This window comes from Gimesia benthica, from assembly GCF_009720525.1.
Taxonomy (GTDB): Bacteria; Planctomycetota; Planctomycetia; order Planctomycetales; family Planctomycetaceae; genus Gimesia; species Gimesia benthica.
In genome coordinates this window covers 7,284,391-7,306,528 of sequence record NZ_CP043930.1, presented here as the reverse complement: position 1 = coordinate 7,306,528, position 22,138 = coordinate 7,284,391, and the positions used below count along the sequence as shown (strand labels likewise).

Genomic DNA, 22,138 nt, shown 5'->3' with positions numbered 1-22,138 from the left:
TGCTGATACACAATGGGCCGACGTTCGGTTCATCGCATGAGCGTAATCGAGTCAGCACTCTCGACCGCTGGTTGCTGTGCCTGCGTTTCCTCGCGTACCGTTTCCGGCAGCATCAACACGGCCCCCAGAAAAAAACAGATTGCCCCCTGCAGCGTAAAGGCAACCGCGACAGTCTCCCTCCACTCGACGGAAGGACCGGGAAGCGAAATCGCAAAACAGGCGGAGACCATAAAACCCACACAGCCCAGCAGGTTAATCACCACAATCCACCACGAAAGATTCTCTGACCGCCAGCCCCAGTAATGATGGCAGATCTCAATATACGCCAGGTAACCGGAGGCCAGAAACAGCACCGAGCCCGCAAAGTTAGGAACCCACACCAGAAGATCGGTCTGGAACCACGAGAGCCCGGGCCACAGTGCATCGAAGGTATTGAAGTTAAACAGGATTGTCCCCACAAACTGCAAGGCACAACTCAACCAGCCCGCCTTACGCGGCTTCCACCCCAACAGTCGGTGCCGCTTGCCGGAACGATCGGGCTCGTCCGGCAGTGGCCCGGCATTCGCTGCCTGGTAGAGTTGCAGATAGGCGGCAGTCGTAAAGGGAAGCGAACCGGCAAAGTAAATCGCATTGACTTGAGTTGAACTCAGGGCCAGCGCGTTCGCCAACTCGGGTGCAAGTAACAGTACACTCGCCGCCGCAAACAGCAATGAACCGAATGCAAACAGACTTCCGATCCACCAGTTTAATTCGCCCGGCATCCATAGACAGCGAATCAAGAGCTGACCGACAGCTTCCGCCAGACCGATTTCACGGGCTATCAGAGCCTTACGATGCTTGCGTGACAGCCACTCCCACAAAGTGCCGTCGGCGTGACGAAACAGACGACGCGTAATAAACGGCCCCGCACCTTCCTCTTCTAAACACTCCCACCCTTCAGTTTTCTGACGCGATTCAGACATACCCGCAGTCTACTGCAGCGCATCCCAAAATACGAATGCAGACCGGATTATGATTTTCAGATGAGCCAGTGATAATTTTCTTGACTCCCTGAAAGCTGCAATCAACAATGGCGAAATACACACCGGAACAAGAGTCGAGTCATGAACAACGTTCGTTTTCCTGTCTTTCCTGCACGTCAATTTAATGTAGAGCTGGATTCCCCATGAATGATGAACTCACGCCTGAAGCACTCGTACCCTCCGAATCTGCCACCGATGTCACCGGGTCTGAGCATGACCCGACGGTCATGGTCTGGTCGACCAGTTCGGGTGACAGCACCCTGCTACACGTGATGCAGATCGACCCCACGGGTATTGCCTGGCTGCTCGATATCAAAAAGCCGAAAGTCCTCGAAGAACTCGTTGGACGCATCAACGCACAACCGGATGAGGCAACCGCGATCATCGCTGCAGAATCCAAGGGAACCTTCCTGCCGCGCGCAGAACTGTCCCGTGTCACCTACACGGAAGGGCTGCAGCAGCTCACCATCATCGATCAGGCCGGCAAAAAACAGAAAATCACCGAGGGCAACGAAGGCGAACACAGACAGATTTTTGAAGCGGTCCGTCATCACCTGGGAGGCACCGCCGGCGAAGAAGAAGCCGATGCCTGGTCTGTCATGCAGGGTCCCCTGCTCGGCCTGGTCCTCACGGCGGCTATCGGCGGATTCATGATCTTCCTCTCCACCGAAGCCGATCCGAGTCGCGAATTCTCGGGACGCCGCAGTGGTATGAAAAAGCTGCTAAACTGGCTGGGCTACACCATCGGCCCCACCTGGATGTCGATCATTGTCGGCGGCATCTTCCTGGTCATCTTCGCTTCCATGATGCACTCACTCATCAAACGCCCCCTGCGGGAATTTCTGGCCTTCAGGCCGGTTTGAAGGAGAATCATAGCAAAGCAGAGTGAGACAATCGAACTCCCATGCCGAAATGAACGGCAGGGCGTGAGCCTCGGTTGAAACGACTTTGGCAGGGACAGTTCGAATTGTGAAATACACCCTAGACGCCAGTTGAAACAGACTGCTTCCGTTCAATCCGTTCCTGGCGGCGAACCAGGTACCAGCCCAACAAAAAGGTGGAGATCCCCACACAGGGAAACAGAAATTTGTGAATACCGGGACCAAAGACGCTCCCCAGATAGTATCCATTCAGGTAGGGAATTCCCTCGACCTCACCCTGCACGCCCCCCTTCCCGTCAGCGATAAAACGAACGCCGTTGGTATAATTCCTCACATCCACACCCGCAGGAAAGGTGAACGCCAGGTCCTGGTCTGTCACCGTCCCGAATGAAACCGCTTTGACCAGCACTTCTTCTACAGAAGATCCCTCAGCACCTGTAGGTAGGCCGTTACATTTGAGGAGATGAAACCGCTGTGGAAACCAGATTGCCTGCTGCTGTTCCGCCTGCTCAACTCGCATGGCCTCAAACCAGCGCAACGTTCGTCCCTGCTCCTGCCCTTCAGAGCATTCCAGGCGATAGGCCAGCGGAAGAAACTGTCGTTCAGGATCAAAATTCACCGTCAGAATCCCCGGATATTTCTTCATCCGTTTAAACTGGAACGGGTACGAAAACGAAATCGTTCTCCGCTCACCAATCATCCCTGAATTAAGGGACGGAACTCGCGCTGATCCATCATCTGCAGTATCTAATAATGCCAGCGCGTGGACAGTCTCCTGGATAAAATAGAGATCATGCCCTCCATCCGTACCGCTCCCCCAGAAGTTGAGTAGCCCCTCTTTGTGATTCCAGTCCTCGAGATGACTAATGGTACCAGAGGAACTCTGACCTTCCTCATTGATCATCTCATGGGCACACAGGAACTCCCCCTCACTCGCATCAGCTGTTCTCATCTCTTGATGCATTGCCCCATGCTCGTGCTGCGGTGATTCCAGCAGCCTTAGTTGGAATTCCTGCCTGTACGATTTCCCTAGGCAACGTGTATCATATTTCATACGAAACATTTGACTGTCCGCAGGCTCGGGAATTTCCCCTGCATAGGGAAACCTAACCAGGTCCTCGTGCAGGGAGTACTTACGGCAGCGCGTCTCATAAGCCATATTCTCAAACAACCGCAGTCGTTGTTCCAGGGCCTCAGTCAGCACAGCCCGCTGCTCTTCCACCGGCAGCGCAAAAAACGCATCGGCGCTCATCGCAGGAATCTGAGGCAGCACAGCCTCATCGGCCGCCATCGCTCTGTCACCACAACACAGACCCAAAGTCCCAACCAGGAACATCAGCAGCAAAGTCCAGCGCAACATCACATCCGCCTTTCGAGAAACAGAACGCAAAGGACAGAAAGCAGTCCCTAGTGTCTCAAATCAGTTCGCTGATCAACTCTCGGCGTTCCAGGATGTACCGCGGGCGGCCACTGTGATCCAGGAACGTGGTCGAGGGATCGATGCCCAGGTGGCGATAGAGCATCGCCAGCACATTCTCAGGGCGATATGGCGCGTCGATCGGCGTCCCGCCTTCTGCGTCGGAGGCGCCAATCACCTGGCCGGTTTTGATGCCGCCGCCCGCTAAAGCGACGCTCATCACACGGCCCCAGTGATCGCGGCCCGCGTTCTTGTTGAATTTCGGCGTTCGACCGAATTCGCCCATCGCTACCACCATCACCTTTTTATCGAGGCCGCGGGCGTGCAAATCTTCCACGAGTGCCGCGAAGGCACGGTCGTAGGGAATCGCTTTCTGCTTCATCCGTTTCACCAGATCACGATGATCGTCCCAGCTGGGCCCGGTCACCCGCACCGACGCCACGGTCACTCCGTGTTCCACCAGGCGGCGGGCCAGCAGAATATTCTGGCCGAAGGAGTTCCTGCCGTATCGGTCGCGCGTCGCCTCATCTTCCTGGGAGATATCAAAGGCATTCCGCGCCGCATCGCCGGCCACCATCTCGAAGGCTTCCCGGGTGAACTGATCCATGGCATCGCCCACGCCGTTGTTGTCGATAATCTCGCGCGTGGCGTCAAACCCTTTCAGTAACTGCTTGCGGTCTTTGAGACGTTCTGAAGTCAGGCCGCGTAACAGCGTCAGGTTGGGCACCTCGAAGTTTTTCCGGTCTGCATCGCGGGCGGTGATGAACGGGTTATACCCCTTCCCCAGCCAGGCAGCGCGACCAAATCGCATGTCGCGAGGCAGTGAAACATACGCGGGAATTCCCTGTTCGTTACTGCCGCGGACCTTGGAGGTAATACAGCCGATGCTCGGCATTTCATTTTCGTTACTCTGTCGATCACGCAGATAATAACCGGTCTGCGTCAGGTGACTGCTGGTCCGATGGCTGCCCGAATTGTGATGAATCGAGCGAATGACCGCCAGCTTATCCATCACCTGTGCCTGCTCTTTCATGAACTCACTGAACTGCACGCCCGGGACAGAGGTGCTGATCGGATTCAATGGACCGCGATAATCGGCAGGTGCATTGGGTTTCGGATCGTAAGTCTCATGCTGCGTCGGTCCCCCCGCCAGTTCCAGAAAGATGATCGCCGTATCGTCCTGCGCGCGTCCGTTCGTCGAGGCAGCCTGGGCTTTGAGACGCAGAATATCAGGGAGAGACAGCCCCATCAGGCCGGTCAGACCTGCCTGGATGACTGAGCGTCGCGAGATTCCATCACAAAATTCAGAGGTTCGTCGAGACATTCCTGCTCCTTTCCCGGGTGTGTCAGGTGGGATGGTTGCGGGGGTCGGCACTCATTGCCGACAGGTGGGTTGTTTCTATTGTAAAGGAACCAACACCACACATCAACAGCAATGCATATATCGAGCGAAGTCTTCGACTTACATAACAACAGAGGCAGAGAGATACTGCACGGAAACTTACTTCAACCCGGCCGGTTCCCCCAGCACCTGAATGCTCAGCAGATGATGCGACGGCATTTTGGTGCCGCGCTCGACCACGGGGACTTTGCCATCCTCTTCCAGATCCGTTTTCATCAACGTCCAGAGCACGCGTTTGTCGCGGGTGATTTCAAACGCCTGCACATCGTTGTCCATCCCTTTGCGATGATGATAGTCCGAATTGATCACCACGAGATTCCCGTTGTTCCGCACCTGCACCCCCACCGGATACAACAGTTCGAAACCAAGATCGTCCTGCTTGTCCAGAATCCAGGTGATCTTCCCCTGCGGGTCGACTTCGATGATTCGATACGACGTAATACAGGGAATCAGCGTCCGCCCGTTTGCCAGCCGGATCGCCGTAAAGGCACGGTCGTTCTCATTCAGCTTGTACCGCCAGACTTCTTTCCCCTCGGCGTTCAATTCGAGAATCACCTTATTATCACGATACGAAATCAGATACGTCCCCTGCGGCGTCTTGCGTGCCTGCATATACCGGTTGTGAACATTCTTGCCGCCGTCGGGCAGATCAATCGACCACGTTACGTTCTGCTGCCGGTCCACTTCCAGTAGCTTCTGATTGCCGCAATCCAGAATCAGCACCTTTCCGTCCGGCAGAGGCTGGCAGGAATTGATCTCCTGCTTGCCCTTGATCGGGGGGACTTTGTAATCCCAGACCGTCTCTTTCTCAGGATTCACCTCCCGCACGCCGAACCGGTGCGCAAACAGCACATTCCCGTTCAGCAGCTTCCAGGCATCGTAGACGGTTTCAATGCCGGGCTGCTGGTAATGCCAGACGATGTCATTCTGCCCGTCCAGTTCGAGAACCCCTTCCCCGTAGCCGATCAGCAGCCGCCGCTCGTCTTCCTTTTTGACCGCTACGGTTTCAGGCTCCCCTTTCAGTAGACGCCCGGCTCTGCCAACCAGCTTGAGATAATGATCGCTGGGCAACCCTTCGTACGTGACAAACTTGCCCCCGTTCCCGGTCGGCGGGTGATTGGTACATTTGAAAATCGCCGTCGCTTCGTCCACTTCATCGAACATCGCGATATACAGCATCTCGCAGCCAATCCGCTCCGCCGCCTTGATCTGGGACCAGAGGAAATCCCCCTTCCGCCGCGGAATCTGATTCAGTTCCCCGCCGTGCAGGTTGTGCCAGCTGAATCCCGGAAACGCAACCGGCAGGAAGTCGAGCCCCGCCTCTGCGCACCACCGTTGGTCCGGCTGCCAGACCTGTTCCGCATGCCGATCCGCCTCTTTGGGACTCCGATAGCGCCCCACCGACCAGGGGCTGATTACGTCGGCAGCTTTGATAATCTCCTTCAGCAGCGGATCATCAACCGCATCCCGCGTCCCCTCGCGCCAGTAGGAAGGAACGCCCAGCATCACCGCGCAGCCGTTCCTCTTGAAAAGTTTTACCAGTTCATAACATTCCTGGAGCGAATACGGCCGATCATCACTGAAGCCAATGCCCCACACCGCCACCAGCGGTTTCCCGTTGTGCCGCTGGTATTGAGCATCCTCAGCCACGCGCTGGATCTCGCGGAGTTCCGTCCAGTCATCAAAGACTCGCTCAACCTCTCCCTCCTGCAGACCACTCAGGTCATACATCACGGCAAACGTGCGTCCCGACTCTTTGGCCCCCTCGCGCACATGGTTCAGCACCAGGTTCTTATTCTGAATCAGTCTCGCATTCGACAGCCCGGAAGCAAACCGTTGCAGAAAAGCCCCATCGATCCCGTATCCCTGCATCCAGCGAAAATGTCGCAACACGGTTTTACGATTCGCACTGCTGAAAACTTCCGCCCGGCTGCCGTCTGCACGGCGAAATCCGGTCGCATAGCGTTCATCGGCGTCCAGTTCCGAAACATCGGGCCACAGATCCACGGTCACATTTCCCGGACCGAATTGTCGATGCCCCAGCCGGGCCCAGTGCTTCCAGCCCAGCCCGGCACCATCCTCCGGACAGTTAAACCAACCCTGGTAACCCACCATGACTTTTCCGGTCAACGTCCCGGGATCGACCGGCTGCACAATCTTCTCATCCTGGGCAGCCAGCGGTTGCACCAGGCAGGTCTGTAGAATTACCAGCAGCAAAATAAATGGAGCAGCGCTTCGATTCATATCTCTATTTCCAGATCCTGTTCAGATAAACTTCAATCAGACTTCAGGCACCAGCTTGACCGGATACGTATTCCCGGACGCGAACTGCGGCACATAAATCGCTCCGTCCGCAGCAACCACCAGGTCATGCGGATGCCGGAAGAAGCCCCCCTGTTGCGACATCGGCTGCAACTTACCATTCACATAACGTGGTGCCGTCCCGCCGATATTCGACACAATTTTATAATCACGATCCAGCACCGAAATATACCCCTTGCTCTCCCGGTCTTTCGGCCAGTTATCCGCCAGGTGAGGCACGAACATATATTCGCCCACAATCTGAATCATCCGCGGATTCGAACCAGGCAGCGATATCTCCTCGATCAGCTTCCCTTCCAGCGTGAGTCGCTTGATCGTCTGCTGATCGCTCATCGCGATGACCAGTTCGGGTTCCCCCGGGCCACGCGTATCTATCACGCCCCCGTGAGGCCCCCAGTGGGCGATGCCCCCTTCCGGACCGCCAAAGTAATCCAGCAGCTTTCCCGCACGGTTGTAACGCAGGATGTAATCTTTGCCGTAACCGTCGAGTACGAAGAAATCCCCGTTCGGCAGATGCAGCGTCCAGGCGGGGCGATACTCTTTCTCACTGGCATACTTACCCGTTGATTTGGGATAGGTCAATTCCATCAGAATTTCGCCGTCCAGCGTCGTCTTGAAGACCCGGTGCAGATTGAGATCGGTAATGAACAGCACCTCCCGCCCCTCTTCCTGCACGATCTCCAGACCATGGGCTCCGGGAAACCGCGTGCCCCATTTCTTCAGCAGCTTCCCGTCCCTGTCATACACGATCACATTATTCGCACAATGATCGGTCAGCAGATAAATCCGTCCCCGCGCATCGACCACCATCGCACTGCAGTTCTTCACCGGCGTCCGCTCATCCAGCACACCCCACCCGGCGACAGGCCGATAACGAAACGTCCCCTGCCCGAACACGGGCAACTGCTGTTCTTCCGCAGCCAGTCGCCCCGCCCCCAGCGCACAGGCCCCGGTGAGCAGACTCTGATAAAGAAAATCGCGTCGATGCAGTTGGTGTTGAAACATGGTGACTCCTCTGAATTCTGATCCTCAACGCTTCTCTCATTTGCCTTCAGCACGCCAGCGTTTCATCAAATTGATATTTGCTTCCAGCTGCTTCGCCTCAGCCGGATCCCGCTTACGACTCTTTGCCAGGTAGGGCGCCATATCACTATCGTACATCGCCTCTGATTCAGGGAAACGACCCCGGTCATCCGTCTCGAGTTCCCAGTTGGCCAGCAGACACCGCATTTGTGCGACCTGCTGTTTGTACGCCGGGTCGTCAGCCAGATTGTGGATCTCCCAGGGATCTTGCGTCAGATCGTAGAGCTCTTCTTCCGGCCGCGTCTCAGCCAGGTGCAGAGACTGCACCGCATTCAACTTTCCCGCAGCATTTAATTCGCGCAGCACCGGCATGAACGGTTTCCCGTCCTTATATTTACACGGCTGTAGATACGGGCGTTGAGGCAGGTAATTGCAAATATACTTGAAATTGCCTTTCCGAATACTGCGAATGTGATCTACGGTTTCATCACAACGGTCGCGGGCTGACACCACATACGCACGCGGCTTCGCCTGCGAACCAAACAGGGGACGTCCCTGCATCCACTCCGGAATTTCGATTCCCGCCAGAGCCAGACTCGTCGCGGAGAGATCAATCTGTGCAATCAGATCATCGCGTACTTCTCCCGCGGGTAAATACTCTGGAGCCCAGGCAACAAACGGGATTTTCACCCCTTCCTCATAGAGGAACTGTTTGCCCGGGCATGACTGATGCCATGATCAGTCAGAAAAAAGACAATCGTATTGTCGAGAACATTTTCCTCTTTCATCTGCTGGAGGATTTTCCCCACCTGATAATCGGTGTAGGACACGGAGTTCAAATAGGCAGCCCAGTCTTCGCGGATCACGGGATGGTCCGGGTAGTAAGGCGGCAGCGTGACTTCGTCTGCCGTTACGAGCTGTTTCAGACCGACTTTGACTTCTGCATACCAGCGATCCACATTTCGCAGTTTCCCGCCCTGAAGTTGATACTGCGCAAAGAACGGTTGGCCGGGCGCCCGTTTTCTCCAGTCGAATCCATCGTAGAGATCCGCTTTCTGGTAAACGAAGTTGTAATCTTCTTTTCCCGGGCGGGTCCCCTCCGGGTTGGCATTCGTAGTGAAATAACCGGCTGCACGAAACAGCTCAGGGATCGTCTGCATCCCTTCCGGTAAATGAATCTTTAATTCTCCCCGGGAGCTGCGATGATGATGCGCACCAATTGTGGTCTGGTACATCCCCGTGATCACCGCTGAGCGGAATGCAGAACAGACCGGCGCCGTCGCATAAGCATTACTAAAGATGACACCTTCCCGCGCGAGTTGATCGACATGCGGTGTCTTAACCAGTTGTTCTCCCTGGTAACCAAAGTGACACGACATATCGTCTACCAGGATCCAGACGATGTTCGGCTTCCCCTCCCGCTTTGTACCAGGTTTCCTCACGGACTCTTCCGCCCGCACAGGAAGCACCACAGTCAAGGTGAGCAACAGCAGAAACAGTAATCTTTTGACAGGAGCGCGTTTCACGTTTACTTCTCTCTGGTCTGATCTCAAAAATAACCACTAATCATTCGGATTCACAATATTCCGCCAGTCCGGGTAGTTGGGCCGTGCCCCTGCATTCGGGCCTCCCTTGACCGGTGGCGCGGGGGGAATGGTCGACAGCGTCTGCTGCAACATCCCGCGTGCGGCTTCCCCCTCTGTTCCGGCCTGGCCTGCGGCGAGGTTCTGGCTTTCGGTCAGATCGACGGGCACATGGAAGAATCGCCCGTCGCGGTACAGTTTGAAACCCGCATTCCGCACGTACTGATCCCCCTGGAACCGGCCCCAGTAAGGCTGGTAGTGATTCAGCACCCACTCCCGGGGCTCTCCTGCCTGGCCATTGAGCTGAGGTAGAAAACTGCGCCCGTCGATGGGATCGCCTTTCCCCAGCTTGATCCCAGCCATCGCGGCGAAGGTGGGATAGAAGTCGGTGAAATCAACCAGGTCGTCCAGCACCACTCCTTGCGGCGTGTGTCCTTTCCAGTAAGCGACCAGCGGCACATGCGTGCCCATGTCGGTAGTCGAACCCTTCCCGCCCTGAATCGTCTGGCCGTTCCACTGAGATTTGATTTGCACGTTCGTGCCATTGTCGGCGGTAAACAGGATCAGCGTGTTCTCCAGCTGGCCGACGTCCTCCACCTGTTTGACCAGCTTCCCTACGATTTGATCCAGGTAACTGACCATCGCCACAAAGTTGGCTTTCCGGGCCGCTTTCCCTTTGGGCTGTTTGTTCGCAGCCTGTGTTCGCGGTGCCGATCCAATTGTATCGGGCGTGGGCACAAACGGATTGTGTACCAGCGTACTCGGATAGTAGACAAAGAACGGCTGATCCTTGTTCTTTCTGATGAAGTCGCACAGGAAGTCCGACATGATGTCCGGACCGTACTTCCCCTGGTTGTCTGCAATCGAAAGATATTTGCCGTTCTGTTCCAGCGGCGGGCTCCAGAACCGCTCGCCTCCCCCCTCTTTGACTTTCACTCCCGTCGTCACCTGCCACAGGCAATACTCATCAAAGCCCGCTTTGAACGGCCGCGTATTATCCTTGCAACCTTCCGCCTTGTGATACAGCCCGTTCAGCTGCCACTTCCCCGCGATCGCCGTCTTGTAACCCGCCGACTGCAGCAGCTGACCGAAAGTTTTCTCATTTGGATTCAAATAGCCGAAATGCGTGTAGTTGCGAAAATTGTATTTCCCCGTCATGAGCTTCACGCGGGACGGCGTACAGAGCGGCGTGGAATAACAGTTCGTAAACCGGATTCCCTGCTTCGCCAGTGCATCGATGTGCGGCGTCTCGTAATCTTCCGCCCCGTAACTGCTGAAACATTCCCAGCTGACGTCATCCGCCATGATCAGAATAATATTCGGTCGGCGGGCTGTACTCGCAGACTGGGGAGCAGCTGATGAGGTCGCCTCTCCCGCACAAAACAAAAACACAACATCAATGCAAACTGCTTCATCTCTGTTTCCTGTCCTGTAATCAACGGTCGCCGCGTTTCATTCAGCAGCGACAATTATGAAGAAAGCAATCGTAGTCTGTTATTGCTATGCTAGCTGGAAGCAGTAGACGAGAACAGGAACTTTCCTGTTTTTCATGTCTTTCGTAGTTCAGGATCATTCCGCGCTTCACACGGAATCCACGTGAGATGCACAAGCAGTGGAGTCAGCCCCCTCAGGGGGTAGCAGCCTCCGTCTCTGTATGCGGTGTAGGCAACAGCGGGAAGATCCGGATCCGTTCGTACTCCACTTTCGTCATCTGGTCCCGGTTATTATTCAACGCCCCCACCAGCACACTGTACTTACCGATATCAAAATCGAGCGTAAACGGCTCGCCACACTGTTTCCCATTTAAGAACACGGTGATCTTGCGGCCTTCGATCAAAATCAGTAACTGATCGATCTGGTTCAACCCGCGGGATGGTGCTTCTTTCTCAAGTAGTTTGTAACCGGGCATCAACGTATTCTTCCGATCCCCGAACAGAGAAGCTCGTGCGGCCATTTCCCCATCCTTCAATTCGATGAGAAACCCGATATCTTCAGAAGTGTGCAGATTCACCAGCCAGCCGGCGCCTTCCAGCAGCTTCACATCCACCTGAATCAGCCCCGATCCGTTCCCGTCGGCCCAGGGCCAGGCACCATCATGGAAACCCGAATTCATCTCGATCAACATACGACCGTTCCGAAACGTAACATTTGAAACGCCAATCTTGTCAGGACCACGGTTAAAGTCAAACTCCTGAACCATGACCGGCTTCTGTCGCATCATCGCCAGCAGTCGGGCCAGCACGGGATCGGGTTCGTCCAGAGGAGGACTTTCGCTGGCAGGTTTTGCCACTGGTTTTTCAACAGGCGGCGCGGTCTGGTCCAGCACTTCGATGACCAGCGGTTCGTTCCCGTTTTCCGCAACCACAAAATGAAACTGATCATAGCCTTTGACGATAGTCCCGTTGTGGGTCACAGTCACTTCGTGTGAGCCGATCGCCAACTCAACCTCACCCTGCTTGCCTGAAAATCTGACTCTCTGTTTTCCATCGATGGTCACCACGGCTGACGGATCATCAATTGTCACCTGCACGGTCCGCTCACCGGCACGAAACAACAGGACGATCGCCCCCAGCAGAAATACGATCGGCAATGCAGCCGCCAGGAACACCGCCCGACCTGACACAGAACCATTCCGGAAGTCATACCAGTGAGACGCCGGTTGCCGCTCCGCTGTCGTGGATGACTTTCGCTTACTTTTGGCTGCAAAGGTCTGTCCCGACTTTTTAAGAAACACAGTCAATCCATCGACGACTTCCTGCATCGACTGGTAACGATCGTCCATTTTCTTCGCCAGCATTTTCAGGCAGATCGCTTCGAGTTCGGGTGCGACGCCCTCTACCTGACGGGAAGGGGGAACGGGCTCTGCTGTCAAAATCTGACCGATCAGAACCACTGCTGGTCCCTGGAAGGGCAGCCGGCCTGTGAGCAGTTCATACAAGATGACACCCAGGTTGTAGATATCGCTCTGTGGCCCCACCGCATCAATGTCGCCGGTGACCTGTTCGGGAGACATATACGCCGGCGAACCCATCACCATGCCGGTGACTGTCAGACGTTCCGCTTCCTGCTTTCCCAGTTGACGGGCCAGTCCGAAGTCCATAATTACGGGCTCGTTATCTTCATCCAGCATGATATTCGCCGGCTTGAGATCGCGGTGGATCACTCCCTGCTGATGCGCCGCTTCGAGCGCCAGAGCCAGTTTGCGCATCACGATCCCGATTTTCCGCTGCGAATTGATTTTTCCCTGGGCGATACAAGTCGCTAACGGCAGTCCGGGAATAAAAGCCATGGAGATGTAACTCACTCCCTCCTCGCACCCGACATCATAGACGGGACAGATCCCTCGATGGCGCAGTGTGGCCGCGGAACGCGCCTCACGATAGAAACGCTCCAGCACCATCTCGGCCGACTCGGAATCATCCAGCCTGGGCACTTTCAATGCCACCTGCCGTTCCAGTTCCAGATCCTCCGCCAGGTAGACAGTTCCCATCGCCCCCTGTCCCAGCACCTTTTCAATCTGGTAGCGACCGAAACGCCCCTGCAACAGCTGGCTCTCTGTACCAGACTCAGAATGACCGCCCTGCCGATAATGAACCGTCTGCTCTGCCTTCACATTCCACTCGGAAGCATAACACTGCTCCGATGCAGTAGGGCCGGCCAGTTTTTCGATCAGTGCCACGTCAGCCAGATAAGCTTCGAGCTCTGCCTGCAGATGCGGGTGATCCATCACCAGCTGTTGAGCATCAATTTTCTCCCCCTGGTCGATCTTCCGCATCAGACTGGCAATAATCTGATCCAGATCGCCTTCTATCAGTTCGTGCTCTTCAGACATGGTCGCCTCGCAGTGAATGGCCCTCAGTATCAGACAGCAGACACTGCCTGTATTTAGCGGTCGCTTAACCTGTGTCTCGTTTCTTCCTCTACTTCGAAATGGGGAGATCCCGTAAGCCTCGGGAATAGAAACTGCCCGGGCCGAATCAGTCATTATGCACAAACGTCTCGCCCATGGAAACCGAATTCTCAGTTCGCCGACCGCCTCCACATCCTTTCAGGCGTAATGCTTCGCGAAACCGGGCGGTGAAATATCCTGTTTTGGAAAAAAAGCCGGAAAATGACAGGTCAGCAAACGGCATTGATCCAATCGCCGGCACCTGAAACAATGTCCTCACGCACCAACCATCAACTGGTCAATCTGATGCCCGAGGTAAATCTTGCAATCTTCAATCTCCCACAGCTCACTTTTGATCATACTACTCTCCCTGATCGGATTGACTGGCTGTTCAGACTCTGCCGATTCTGTAGCCACCGATCCCCCACTGCCTGTCGCCCCAGCCAGTGATAATCAGGTTCCCGACGATCATTCATTGCCGTTAGCTGAGTATCTGGAAGCCGGAGTCCCCGCCCACGATCGCAACTGGACCGGCAGTGACATGCAGCAGGCGGCCGAAGCCCTGGGCAAGCTGACCAAAGAGGACGCCGCGCTGCTTCCGCGTTACCAGAGCCCTCAGTCCGGCAAGCTCTTCGACCGGATCACCTCAGCCGAGAATCTGGACCTGTATCAGAACGAAGGTTCCCCCATCGAAGTCCGCGTGCATGAAGCCATCCTGCTGATGCAGTCCAGTAATCAGATCCTGGTTCTCTATGCCACCGCATTTGCAGACCAGAAAGTCGCCGACAGCGAACTGATCGAAATGATCGGCTCCACCCTGCGTTTATCCGCCACCATTGTGCAGCTCATCAACGAATTTCTGCCCACACTGGATAAGAATGATCCCACCTACCCCACGCGCATGGAAAGCCTGGACAACGTGCGAAAGAATCTGGCAACGGTGGTGATCGCCAATCTGAAAGTCCTGACCGAATCACACCTCTATCGCACCTCGGAACTCAAAAGGCTCCTCAGCTACATGCAGGACACCTACCCGGTAATCCTGCCCGCTCTGCCAGAAGCCAGCCGCGCCGAAGCCCTGCAGCGTCTGCGGTCATTAATTGAAGATCCCGAGATGCAGCCCCTGCAGCCCGAACTGAAATCACTGCTCAAAGCCGTCGAAACGTCTGCCGAACAGGCTGAGACAGAATCAGCGAAGCCGACGAACTAAGCCGGCTCTGCTTTTTAAACAGTTCAGAATAAACCGGCCTGACTAATTCTCTTGCCCCGCACGGATCCGATACAGCCAGCTCTCCATCCCCGATCCATCGGTTCGGCTGCCGTCACGAACTCCGCCGATCTTTTCCACCGCCCGCTGCGAACGAATGTTTTCCGGTCCGATCAGAAAGATCACCGAATCCACAAACTGAAATGCGTGCTGCAGCATCAGCTGCTTCATTTCGCCGTTAAACGGTCCGCCCCAGTGCGAACGTGCCAGAAAAGTCCAGCCGATCTCCACTTCGGAGGCACTCTCGTTATATCCGTGGTAGCGTGAAGAACCGATCACGGCACCGGTCGCCTGATCGATCGCCAGCAACGCCCCGCCCGATTCCATCGCGTCCCGGAAGAATTTCTGAAACACCTCCGGCTGGTAACGGTCAGACGCCGGATGCTGTTCCCAGATCAACGGATCAGAGGCAACCGCAAACAAAGCGTCATAATCGTCCTCCTGCAGAGGACGCAGTTTCACCAGCCTGCCGGTCAGTGTGGGTTGTATATCGAATGACATGGGGAACGCCTGGCGTACTGCGTATGATTCATTTCTGTAACTCAGGCAATAATACCGGAAGCTCTAGTACTCTCATAGAGCATCTGTCGCACACTCGGCTCATTCAGACTGTCGACTGGAAAATTCGAACCAACGCCGTGTCCCCTTTGCCTGGACCCCCACGGCCAGGGAATCCCCGGCGGCACTGAAAACCAGATCCACCAGTTCGCCGCGAGGCAGTGGCTCATCGAGTACGAGATCCCAGGTGCGTGTATCAAAGATCTCCAGTTGCCCGTCACTGCGTGCGACCGCCAGTAACGGCTCGCGGGGATGAAACTGAGAATAAACCGCCTGCGCATCGGTTCCGATCTGATGCACCATTTGACCAGTTTCGACCTCGTGAATCTGCACCAGTCCCTCCCGGGTATCGATCGACAGCAGCCTGCTGTCCGGTGAAAACTTTATTGGTCGGTTCGTTTCAAAGGGTTGCTCTGCCGTCGGCTGCCAGGTCCTGGTGTCGATACGTTTTCCATAAATGAACAGGTATTTTCCATCCGGGGTAAATCGCAGCTTGCCATTTCCTTCCTCCATGAATTTGAGATCGTGATTGCGATGGATGATCTTCTGCTCCGGAATCGACCAGATCACGAGTGCATCGGCGTGCCCTACTGCCAGCAGGTTTCCGTCGGGATGAAAATCCAGGTCAGTATTGACGGGCCAGGGATCACAGCGAAGATGAGCGACCTGCTCACCGGTCCTCAGCGAGAACAGATCCAGGAAATCATTCCCATTGATCAACGCCAGAATCCCCGTGGGTGCGTGAAAGGCAACGCGACGGGCCTGTTCATAAAAGATGTCCGAGGCATGCTTCAGACTGACAACCCGCGTTTCGAGGTCCACAGTATCCTGCCCCTGATCATGGATCATTACCACCCAGGGTTCTTCCTGATCATACAGGATATTCGGATAGACGCGGTTCCGTTTGTGAGGCTGAACGGGCTCCCATTTGGCCAGCTCTGTCTCCACAGTCTCTGAGTGAAACCGGCGGATGCGCAGTGGTGCTTCGCGGACCCTGACCGCCTTGGCTTCGATGGTCGCGAACTGTTCGCCTGTTGGACTGACTGCCGTCCCCATCGCTTTTCCCAGGTATTCCCCGGTCTCTCTGTGCCACCAGCAGATCTCTTTTTTCTGGGGAATCGAACTTTCGGTGTTCCCGGAATTCAAAACCACGTAGCGATCGTTCGTGGAGAGCGCAAAACCACTGGCCTGGTTAAAGGTATTTAATGTCATACTCTGCAACTCGGCATACTGAAACAGGGCATGCGCCACGGAATCATCAGTTTCCAGTACCGAAATCATCCGTGCCGGAAACTGCACAACCGCGGCCTGACCCGCGGGAATCATTTTATTGCGTCGGTTCCAGGGCCAGGGATCTCTGAGCTGCCCCACCACGTACTTCTGATCCTGAGAGACATTCCAGTGAGTCGCGCCCAGGCGAACCATGATTGTCCGGGATACCGTCTGCTCCTGGTCAGCCGTACCTATTGAGACCAGGTTTTTATGACGCAGTGCCAGTTCGGTTCCCTCCGGGTTCACGCTGAAATTGAAAGGCAGACAATACGGCCCGGTCCCATGATCGACCTCTTTTCCTGTAATGAAGTTCCAGGACAGGTAATGCGTCTGCCCCTTCTCATTGATTTTCTGCAGCACGACCTGTTCGGACTCTAATCGGCTGGGAGAAAAATTGCGAATCTTCTCCCGAGTGGCAATGATTTTATTTTGCTCGACGTCGTACACGCCCAGCTTCCCTTCGGAAGGCAGTCCGTTGGGCATCCGGTTCCGCAAATTCACCAGCAGATAACGCCCCCCTTTTGTGAAACCGATTCCCCCCGGCGCCACAAAATGATAATCGTCCCCCACACGCTGCAGGAATTTTCCCGTACGGGCATCACAGATCCAGGTCACGGCGCGGTCATCGACCACATGCGCCAGCGCCAGCTTCTCCCCTGAATCGTCAAAATAGACGTTCGCATTTTTAAACTCCTGCCCATCCGGATGGGGAATCGTACACAATACCCGTGGAATCCGCGCGGACTGCAGTTTCCAGACCCAACCACGATCCTGCGGATCGACGGCTTTCAGCAGTTCTTCCGCTTCATAAAAGCGTCCTGCACGTATATTGTATCCCGCCAGCAATAGGCTGTTCCGCGCCGACTCTTTACGCTGCTCCTCCGCCGCTATCAGGGCATTGTCCCTCTCACTGACAGCCTCTTTTTCCTGAATCTCCGCATAAGCCAGGTTCTGCCGGGCTTCATCACGGGCTTCGGATGCTGCAAACAGGGAAAAAGAAACAACCGTCAGACTGACCACGAGTATCAGCGCACTCGAGAGAATCAGGCTACTGATCACCCTGTTCCGTTGACACCATCTGGTAAATCGTTCGAACTGCGATACGCGACGCACCGAAACAGGATGCCCGTCCAGCCAGCGGGTGAGATCATCGGCAATCGCCTGACAGTCCGGATAGCGATCCTCGCGAGCAGGCTCCAGCATTTTCTGACAAACGGCAATCAGGTCCACGGGGATCGGAGTCTCGGGACCTGCGATCTCAGGGGGAGGCGGATCTGTCTGCAGTTGAAGCAACACGGCGTGCGTCTTGCCCGACCAGCGAGGCTTGCCCGTCAACAGTTCATAAAAGATGCCCCCCAGTGAATACTGATCGCTCTGTTTCCCCAGTTCCTGAGTCTGTCCTCGCGCCTGTTCGGGCGACATGTAGGCAGGAGTCCCCATGATCAGACCATCGGAGGTCAGATCGAGTTCCTGGTCAATCCGCTTGGCCAGTCCGAAATCCATAATCATTGGACGCTGACGCGCGTTGATAATCACATTGGCCGGCTTCATATCCCGATGAATGATATTCTGCTCATGCGCGTAAGCCAGCGCTTCTGCCAGATCCCGGATCCAGGTGACCGCCTGACGGATTGCAGGGCGTGTGCGATCGAGGTACTCTTTTAGCGTTTCGCCCTGGACGTACGCAGCGGAAATATAATACTGATCCCCAACCTGTCCCCGCTCCCAGACAGCCACAATGTGCGGATGCTGCAACTGGGCGGCGATCTGTGCTTCAGCCAGAAATCGATCGATTCGCTCCCGATCCTGTTGATCGAAACGGGGCAGTTTCAAGGCCACCTCGCGATCCAGTGTCGGATCGTAGGCCAGGAACACCGTCCCGAAGGCCCCCCGCCCCAACTCGGACTTGAGAATAAAGCGACCGAAGTGGGATTCAGTCGCTCCAGCGTTTTCCGTTTCTGTCAGCCCCTCTTCCGCGGATGCCAGACTGGATGAAACCAGCGTCGCCTGCGGTTCCGTCGCCGCTGTCTCAATCACCGCATCGATCGCCTCGCGATATTCGGGATACAGCTTCAGATAATCGATGCGGGCTGCGGGTACTCCTTTTAACTGCCGCAATTCGACATCCACCTTCAACAGTTCCAGGAAGGCAAAACGCCGTAGTGGTACCGGGCACTGCTCAAGGACAGATTTTAAAGTCAGCGCACTGTCCGGCGTCCAGCCTGATTCATAAGCATCGCAGACCGAATCGATTTCCAGATAATCATCGAACCGCAGTTGATCAATCATGGAGTTTCCTGAATGAATTGGATCGAATGAGACAGGCCAGTTCTTTGGCTCTACTTCGTTTCCAGCAACCGCAGATCAAGGTATTCCACATCGCCATGATCGTTCGTCCGTCCCAATAAGCGTTTGCCCGTCGCATCCAGGCGAAACTGCAACTGCGTGTCCCAGTTACCAAATACATTTCCAGGCCCCGATACTTTCTGTTTTTTCTTCAACACCAGTCCAAAACCGTTCGTCCCTCGATCCGAAGTATCCAGGCTCCCCTCAAACACTACTTTTACTTTCTGCTGAACCTTAGGCACCAGTTCCAAGGTAACCTGTTTTCCTTCTAATTCAAAACCACGAACAATCATTTTCACTTCAGCCGTCTGTTTATGCTTCAGACTTCTGATGGTCCCTTCCCATATCTTCCCTGGAGTCAGTACCGTTTGCCAGACCTCTTTACGTGCTTTGGTCGCCAGTTGATCTGTACTTTCCACAGCAGCATCCCGCTCCAGAGTCAACATTTCCCCTCCGGAACTCACGCCATACAGATTCTTGCCATCGGGTGAGATGCGAAAGACTTTTTTATCTTCAGACTCCCAGCGACTGAAGAAGACGCCGAAGTAGTCGTGTTCATAAATCGTCGCGGCCCCATACTGCTGCATCACCAGACCGTAGCCATCAATCATCCCGTTCCCGTTGAGCAGAGAACCCTCGTAAACGACCTGCTGCACCGGTTCGTCGTCCCGCGCAAGGGTGAGCCGCACATATTTTCCCTGATCGCGCACTTCTGCCACACGCAGGGTGACCTGCTTCACTGCTTCGTCTCGCCATTTCGTCACACCCCGCCACGCCGCACCCGGCACCAGGGTATTCTGCCAGCGTTGTTCGGCAGCGATGACCTCAGAGTCACCGGAACGACGTTCGAACATGACCTCCGCATCGGCAAACCGGCCCCGGAATCCCTGTTCGACGGGAATCAGTAACAGTTCACTGCGAGCATTACGGCTAAAGAGTCCCGATTTTGGTTTGCGTTGACTGGGATGCATATGGCAGGTGACCTGCTGCAGCCGAATCGGGATTCCCAGATGATGCGGTGCCTCCAGCTGCAATTTGCCTTCAAAGACCGCAAAGGTATAAGGGGTCTGCGCATCTTCGATGACCACGCGCATGTTCCCCGTCTCCGCTTCATAGCCGGTAATCAAGATGACCACCGCCCGGTCTGCCTGGCCGATGATGGACTCGCGCCCCGTGTATTGTGCCCCTTCCACGATGTCCTGCTCACGACTTCTCCCCACGAATGCTTGCGACACCTCTGAATCGGTCGCTGCCTGCAGAGTCTCGCTTCGGCGTGCATCGGACAGTTGATACAAATTACTGGTGGGGTCGTAAAACAGAATCCGGTTTTCCCGTAACTTGCGTGCCATCCGCGAGAGACTGGGATCTTCGTTGTTGAGGATCAACATCCAGCCGTCATGAACCCGACGTAGCTTCTGTGACGCGTCTGAATTCACCGGAGGCAGAGACAAAGCACCGCGGAAGACCACCCGTGACAGCGGATCTTTCTGATCGATGGCCACCGCATTCAGGCTGGTCACCGTCTTCCCCCGTTCATGCAGGAAAACAACGGCTTCCGACTCCGACTGCGCTGGAAAGAGTTTTCCCGAAAGTGGCAGGGAATGTCGAACCAGTTTTTCCAGTGCCTGCTTTTCCTTCAGCAGTCTCTGCTCCATCTCTGCACTTGCCTGCGCGACTCCCGATACAATTTCTGCCTGCAATTCTCGATACTGACGTAAGGGGTCGAGCGGCCCTCCATCCGCCAGCACCGCCTCGGACGGCAGAGAGGAGCGGGCAATCAGATTGCGTACAGACGTCCCATCCGACAGTTGCAGATCAGACAGGGTCAGTTGAGTCTCTTTCCCCGATCGGTCCACAAGCACCGTCGCCTTCCATTTAACTGGCTCTCCCTTGCGGCAGCTCAGCTGAAACAGTTCCGGAAAAGTAAACTGCTCGAGCTTTCGACTCAGCGGATTCCATTTCTGACTTTCGGGCGCACGTAAGTTCTGTAAGGTCTGAAGCGCAGCCTCGTACTTCTGTTTCAGAGAGTCCTCCCCCTGCAGTTTCGCTGAGGGATCCAGTTTCAGCAGCCAGTCTTCCTCGGGAGTCTCCTCACATTCGACTTCCACATTCCAGCGCTGGTCCCCGTCAGCTTCCAGCGACAGAATTGTCAGTTCCCGACCGCTGATCGCCAGCGGGTGCGGAGTCTCACGCGACATCAACTCGGCCAGTTCCCCGGCCCCTGGTTTCCCGGAACAACCTGCGCCGATTCCCAGCAGCAGAAGCACAAGCAGTCCCCGCGAGAAACAGACGTTGATAAAAGACCAGAGAAATGGATGAAAACCTTGATGAGTCATTGACTTACTCCAAACCGGAAAGTGATAATTGAACTGACAGACGCAGTAAAAAGAAGCTTTTTTTCTTCCCCTCAATCAGTAACTGCCCAGAACAAATCCTCATCCGACAGTCTTTTTCCAATTTTTTAAAAATGCAGCAACCACCAGACGACGTGTTCTCTGATGACTCTTCGCAGGACCTCTCGGTATTCGCGGAAAGCGTGCTGGAAGAGATGCAATCCACCATCTCGCCTCGCTTTGAGCAGATCTGGGATCGATTTCACCAGATCCTGAAAGACTACGTGGAACGCCGGATTTCGCCTCAACTGCAACTGCATGTCGGCGCCAGCGATATTCTGCAAAGTGCTTTTCTCAGCCTGTGGAGAAGACTGGAAGATTCTTCGAAACCGCCCCTCACCGACCAGGATGATCTCTGGGGATTTCTGATGACCATCGCCCGCCGCAAACTCACCAAACGCTGGCGACAGATCCAGACGCAGAAACGGGGAGCCGGAAATGTGATTACGGCGACTGACTATACCGGCTCCACTTCCGGAGCCGCATTTGAAGAAATTGTCTACGAGGAAGTCAATCAGCAGCTCAAACTGGAACTGGAAGAAGCCTCCGATCGACTCGATGTGGAATGCCAGACCATTATCTCCATGAAGCTGACCGGCATGACCAATGCCGAAATCGCAAACGAATTGAAGTGCAGCACTCGACGTATCGAACGTAAAAACAACCTGATCCGCAAAGCATTCACGGACGCCGAGGCTGACTCCACTATCATCTCCGAAAGTTGACGCAGCTCTTACATGCCACGACAATATAACAGTTCCCG

General features: G+C 55.2%; 15 protein-coding genes. 3 read left to right on the top strand and 12 right to left on the bottom strand.

The genetic code is table 11. The features are described 5' to 3' along the window. Positions 1-29: 29 nt before the first annotated feature. Positions 30-962 carry a hypothetical protein gene (locus F1728_RS28595; protein ID WP_194242574.1) on the bottom strand — a complete coding sequence of 311 codons (933 nt, stop codon included), beginning with the start codon at positions 960-962 and terminating at the stop codon, positions 30-32. Positions 963-1,165: 203 nt separating this feature from the next. Between F1728_RS28595 and F1728_RS28590 the strand changes: the two genes are divergently transcribed. Beyond that, positions 1,166-1,885: a hypothetical protein gene (locus F1728_RS28590; RefSeq protein WP_155366855.1), complete on the top strand. Its 720-nt coding sequence runs from the start codon at positions 1,166-1,168 to the stop codon at positions 1,883-1,885. A gap of 118 nt (positions 1,886-2,003) precedes the next feature. Here F1728_RS28590 and F1728_RS28585 read toward each other — a convergent pair whose 3' ends face one another. From F1728_RS28585 to F1728_RS28555, 8 genes are all read right to left on the bottom strand, one after another. Continuing rightward, positions 2,004-3,263 (bottom strand): hypothetical protein, encoded by a 1,260-nt coding sequence (locus F1728_RS28585; protein WP_155366854.1) that lies wholly within the window; start codon positions 3,261-3,263, stop codon positions 2,004-2,006. Between the two features lie 55 nt (positions 3,264-3,318). Continuing rightward, complete coding sequence (locus F1728_RS28580) at positions 3,319-4,644, bottom strand: DUF1501 domain-containing protein (RefSeq protein ID WP_155366853.1); 1,326 nt, start codon at positions 4,642-4,644, stop codon at positions 3,319-3,321. A gap of 177 nt (positions 4,645-4,821) precedes the next feature. Continuing rightward, positions 4,822-6,966 carry a glycoside hydrolase family 71/99-like protein gene (locus F1728_RS28575; RefSeq protein ID WP_155366852.1) on the bottom strand — a complete coding sequence of 715 codons (2,145 nt, stop codon included), beginning with the start codon at positions 6,964-6,966 and terminating at the stop codon, positions 4,822-4,824. Positions 6,967-7,002: 36 nt separating this feature from the next. Continuing rightward, positions 7,003-8,049, bottom strand: a complete 1,047-nt coding sequence (locus tag F1728_RS28570) for an NHL repeat-containing protein (protein WP_155366851.1) — start codon at positions 8,047-8,049, stop codon at positions 7,003-7,005. A gap of 36 nt (positions 8,050-8,085) precedes the next feature. Further along, positions 8,086-8,757 carry a sulfatase/phosphatase domain-containing protein gene (locus F1728_RS31975; RefSeq protein WP_228030390.1) on the bottom strand — a complete coding sequence of 224 codons (672 nt, stop codon included), beginning with the start codon at positions 8,755-8,757 and terminating at the stop codon, positions 8,086-8,088. Continuing rightward, complete coding sequence (locus F1728_RS31970; RefSeq protein ID WP_228030389.1) at positions 8,754-9,593, bottom strand: sulfatase-like hydrolase/transferase; 840 nt, start codon at positions 9,591-9,593, stop codon at positions 8,754-8,756. The genes F1728_RS31975 and F1728_RS31970 overlap by 4 nt, the downstream gene beginning before the upstream one ends. Before the next feature lie 36 nt (positions 9,594-9,629). Further along, on the bottom strand, positions 9,630-11,042 hold the full coding sequence (locus F1728_RS28560; protein ID WP_228030388.1) for a sulfatase-like hydrolase/transferase: 1,413 nt from the start codon (positions 11,040-11,042) through the stop codon (positions 9,630-9,632). Positions 11,043-11,277: 235 nt separating this feature from the next. Further along, a complete protein-coding gene (locus F1728_RS28555) occupies positions 11,278-13,482 on the bottom strand; it encodes a serine/threonine protein kinase (protein WP_194242573.1) in 2,205 nt (734 codons plus the stop codon). A gap of 379 nt (positions 13,483-13,861) precedes the next feature. On the opposite strand from F1728_RS28555, the gene F1728_RS28550 reads away from it, so the two are divergent. Then, positions 13,862-14,749, top strand: coding sequence for a hypothetical protein (locus tag F1728_RS28550; protein WP_155366848.1), 888 nt, complete (start codon positions 13,862-13,864; stop codon positions 14,747-14,749). A 42-nt stretch (positions 14,750-14,791) separates the two neighbouring features. Here the strand turns inward: F1728_RS28550 and F1728_RS28545 are convergent, their stop codons facing one another. The 3 genes from F1728_RS28545 to F1728_RS28535 all read right to left on the bottom strand — a co-directional run bounded on the left by F1728_RS28545 (position 14,792) and on the right by F1728_RS28535 (position 21,318). Continuing rightward, positions 14,792-15,307 carry a GNAT family N-acetyltransferase gene (locus tag F1728_RS28545; RefSeq protein WP_155366847.1) on the bottom strand — a complete coding sequence of 172 codons (516 nt, stop codon included), beginning with the start codon at positions 15,305-15,307 and terminating at the stop codon, positions 14,792-14,794. A 99-nt stretch (positions 15,308-15,406) separates the two neighbouring features. Next, the gene (locus tag F1728_RS28540) at positions 15,407-18,925 is read right to left on the bottom strand and encodes a WD40 repeat domain-containing serine/threonine protein kinase (protein ID WP_155366846.1); all 3,519 of its coding nucleotides are present in this window, start codon (positions 18,923-18,925) and stop codon (positions 15,407-15,409) included. Between the two features lie 50 nt (positions 18,926-18,975). Beyond that, positions 18,976-21,318, bottom strand: coding sequence for a hypothetical protein (locus tag F1728_RS28535; RefSeq protein ID WP_155366845.1), 2,343 nt, complete (start codon positions 21,316-21,318; stop codon positions 18,976-18,978). Positions 21,319-21,449: 131 nt separating this feature from the next. On the opposite strand from F1728_RS28535, the gene F1728_RS28530 reads away from it, so the two are divergent. Next, a complete protein-coding gene (locus F1728_RS28530) occupies positions 21,450-22,100 on the top strand; it encodes an RNA polymerase sigma factor (protein ID WP_155366844.1) in 651 nt (216 codons plus the stop codon). The last annotated feature ends 38 nt before the right edge of the window (positions 22,101-22,138 follow it).

What these genes read in the sequence shown, in the direction of transcription:
- F1728_RS28585 (WP_155366854.1), bottom strand. Translation starts at nt 3,263, where the DNA reads ATGTTGCGCTGGACTTTGCTGCTGATGTTCCTGGTTGGGACTTTGGGT.
- F1728_RS28575 (WP_155366852.1), bottom strand. Translation starts at nt 6,966, where the DNA reads ATGAATCGAAGCGCTGCTCCATTTATTTTGCTGCTGGTAATTCTACAG.
- F1728_RS28580 (WP_155366853.1), bottom strand. Translation starts at nt 4,644, where the DNA reads ATGTCTCGACGAACCTCTGAATTTTGTGATGGAATCTCGCGACGCTCA.
- F1728_RS28545 (WP_155366847.1), bottom strand. Translation starts at nt 15,307, where the DNA reads ATGTCATTCGATATACAACCCACACTGACCGGCAGGCTGGTGAAACTG.
- F1728_RS28570 (WP_155366851.1), bottom strand. Translation starts at nt 8,049, where the DNA reads ATGTTTCAACACCAACTGCATCGACGCGATTTTCTTTATCAGAGTCTG.
- F1728_RS28595 (WP_194242574.1), bottom strand. Translation starts at nt 962, where the DNA reads ATGTCTGAATCGCGTCAGAAAACTGAAGGGTGGGAGTGTTTAGAAGAG.
- F1728_RS28535 (WP_155366845.1), bottom strand. Translation starts at nt 21,318, where the DNA reads ATGACTCATCAAGGTTTTCATCCATTTCTCTGGTCTTTTATCAACGTC.
- F1728_RS28555 (WP_194242573.1), bottom strand. Translation starts at nt 13,482, where the DNA reads ATGTCTGAAGAGCACGAACTGATAGAAGGCGATCTGGATCAGATTATT.
- F1728_RS28530 (WP_155366844.1), top strand. Translation starts at nt 21,450, where the DNA reads ATGCAGCAACCACCAGACGACGTGTTCTCTGATGACTCTTCGCAGGAC.
- F1728_RS28590 (WP_155366855.1), top strand. Translation starts at nt 1,166, where the DNA reads ATGAATGATGAACTCACGCCTGAAGCACTCGTACCCTCCGAATCTGCC.
- F1728_RS28540 (WP_155366846.1), bottom strand. Translation starts at nt 18,925, where the DNA reads ATGATTGATCAACTGCGGTTCGATGATTATCTGGAAATCGATTCGGTC.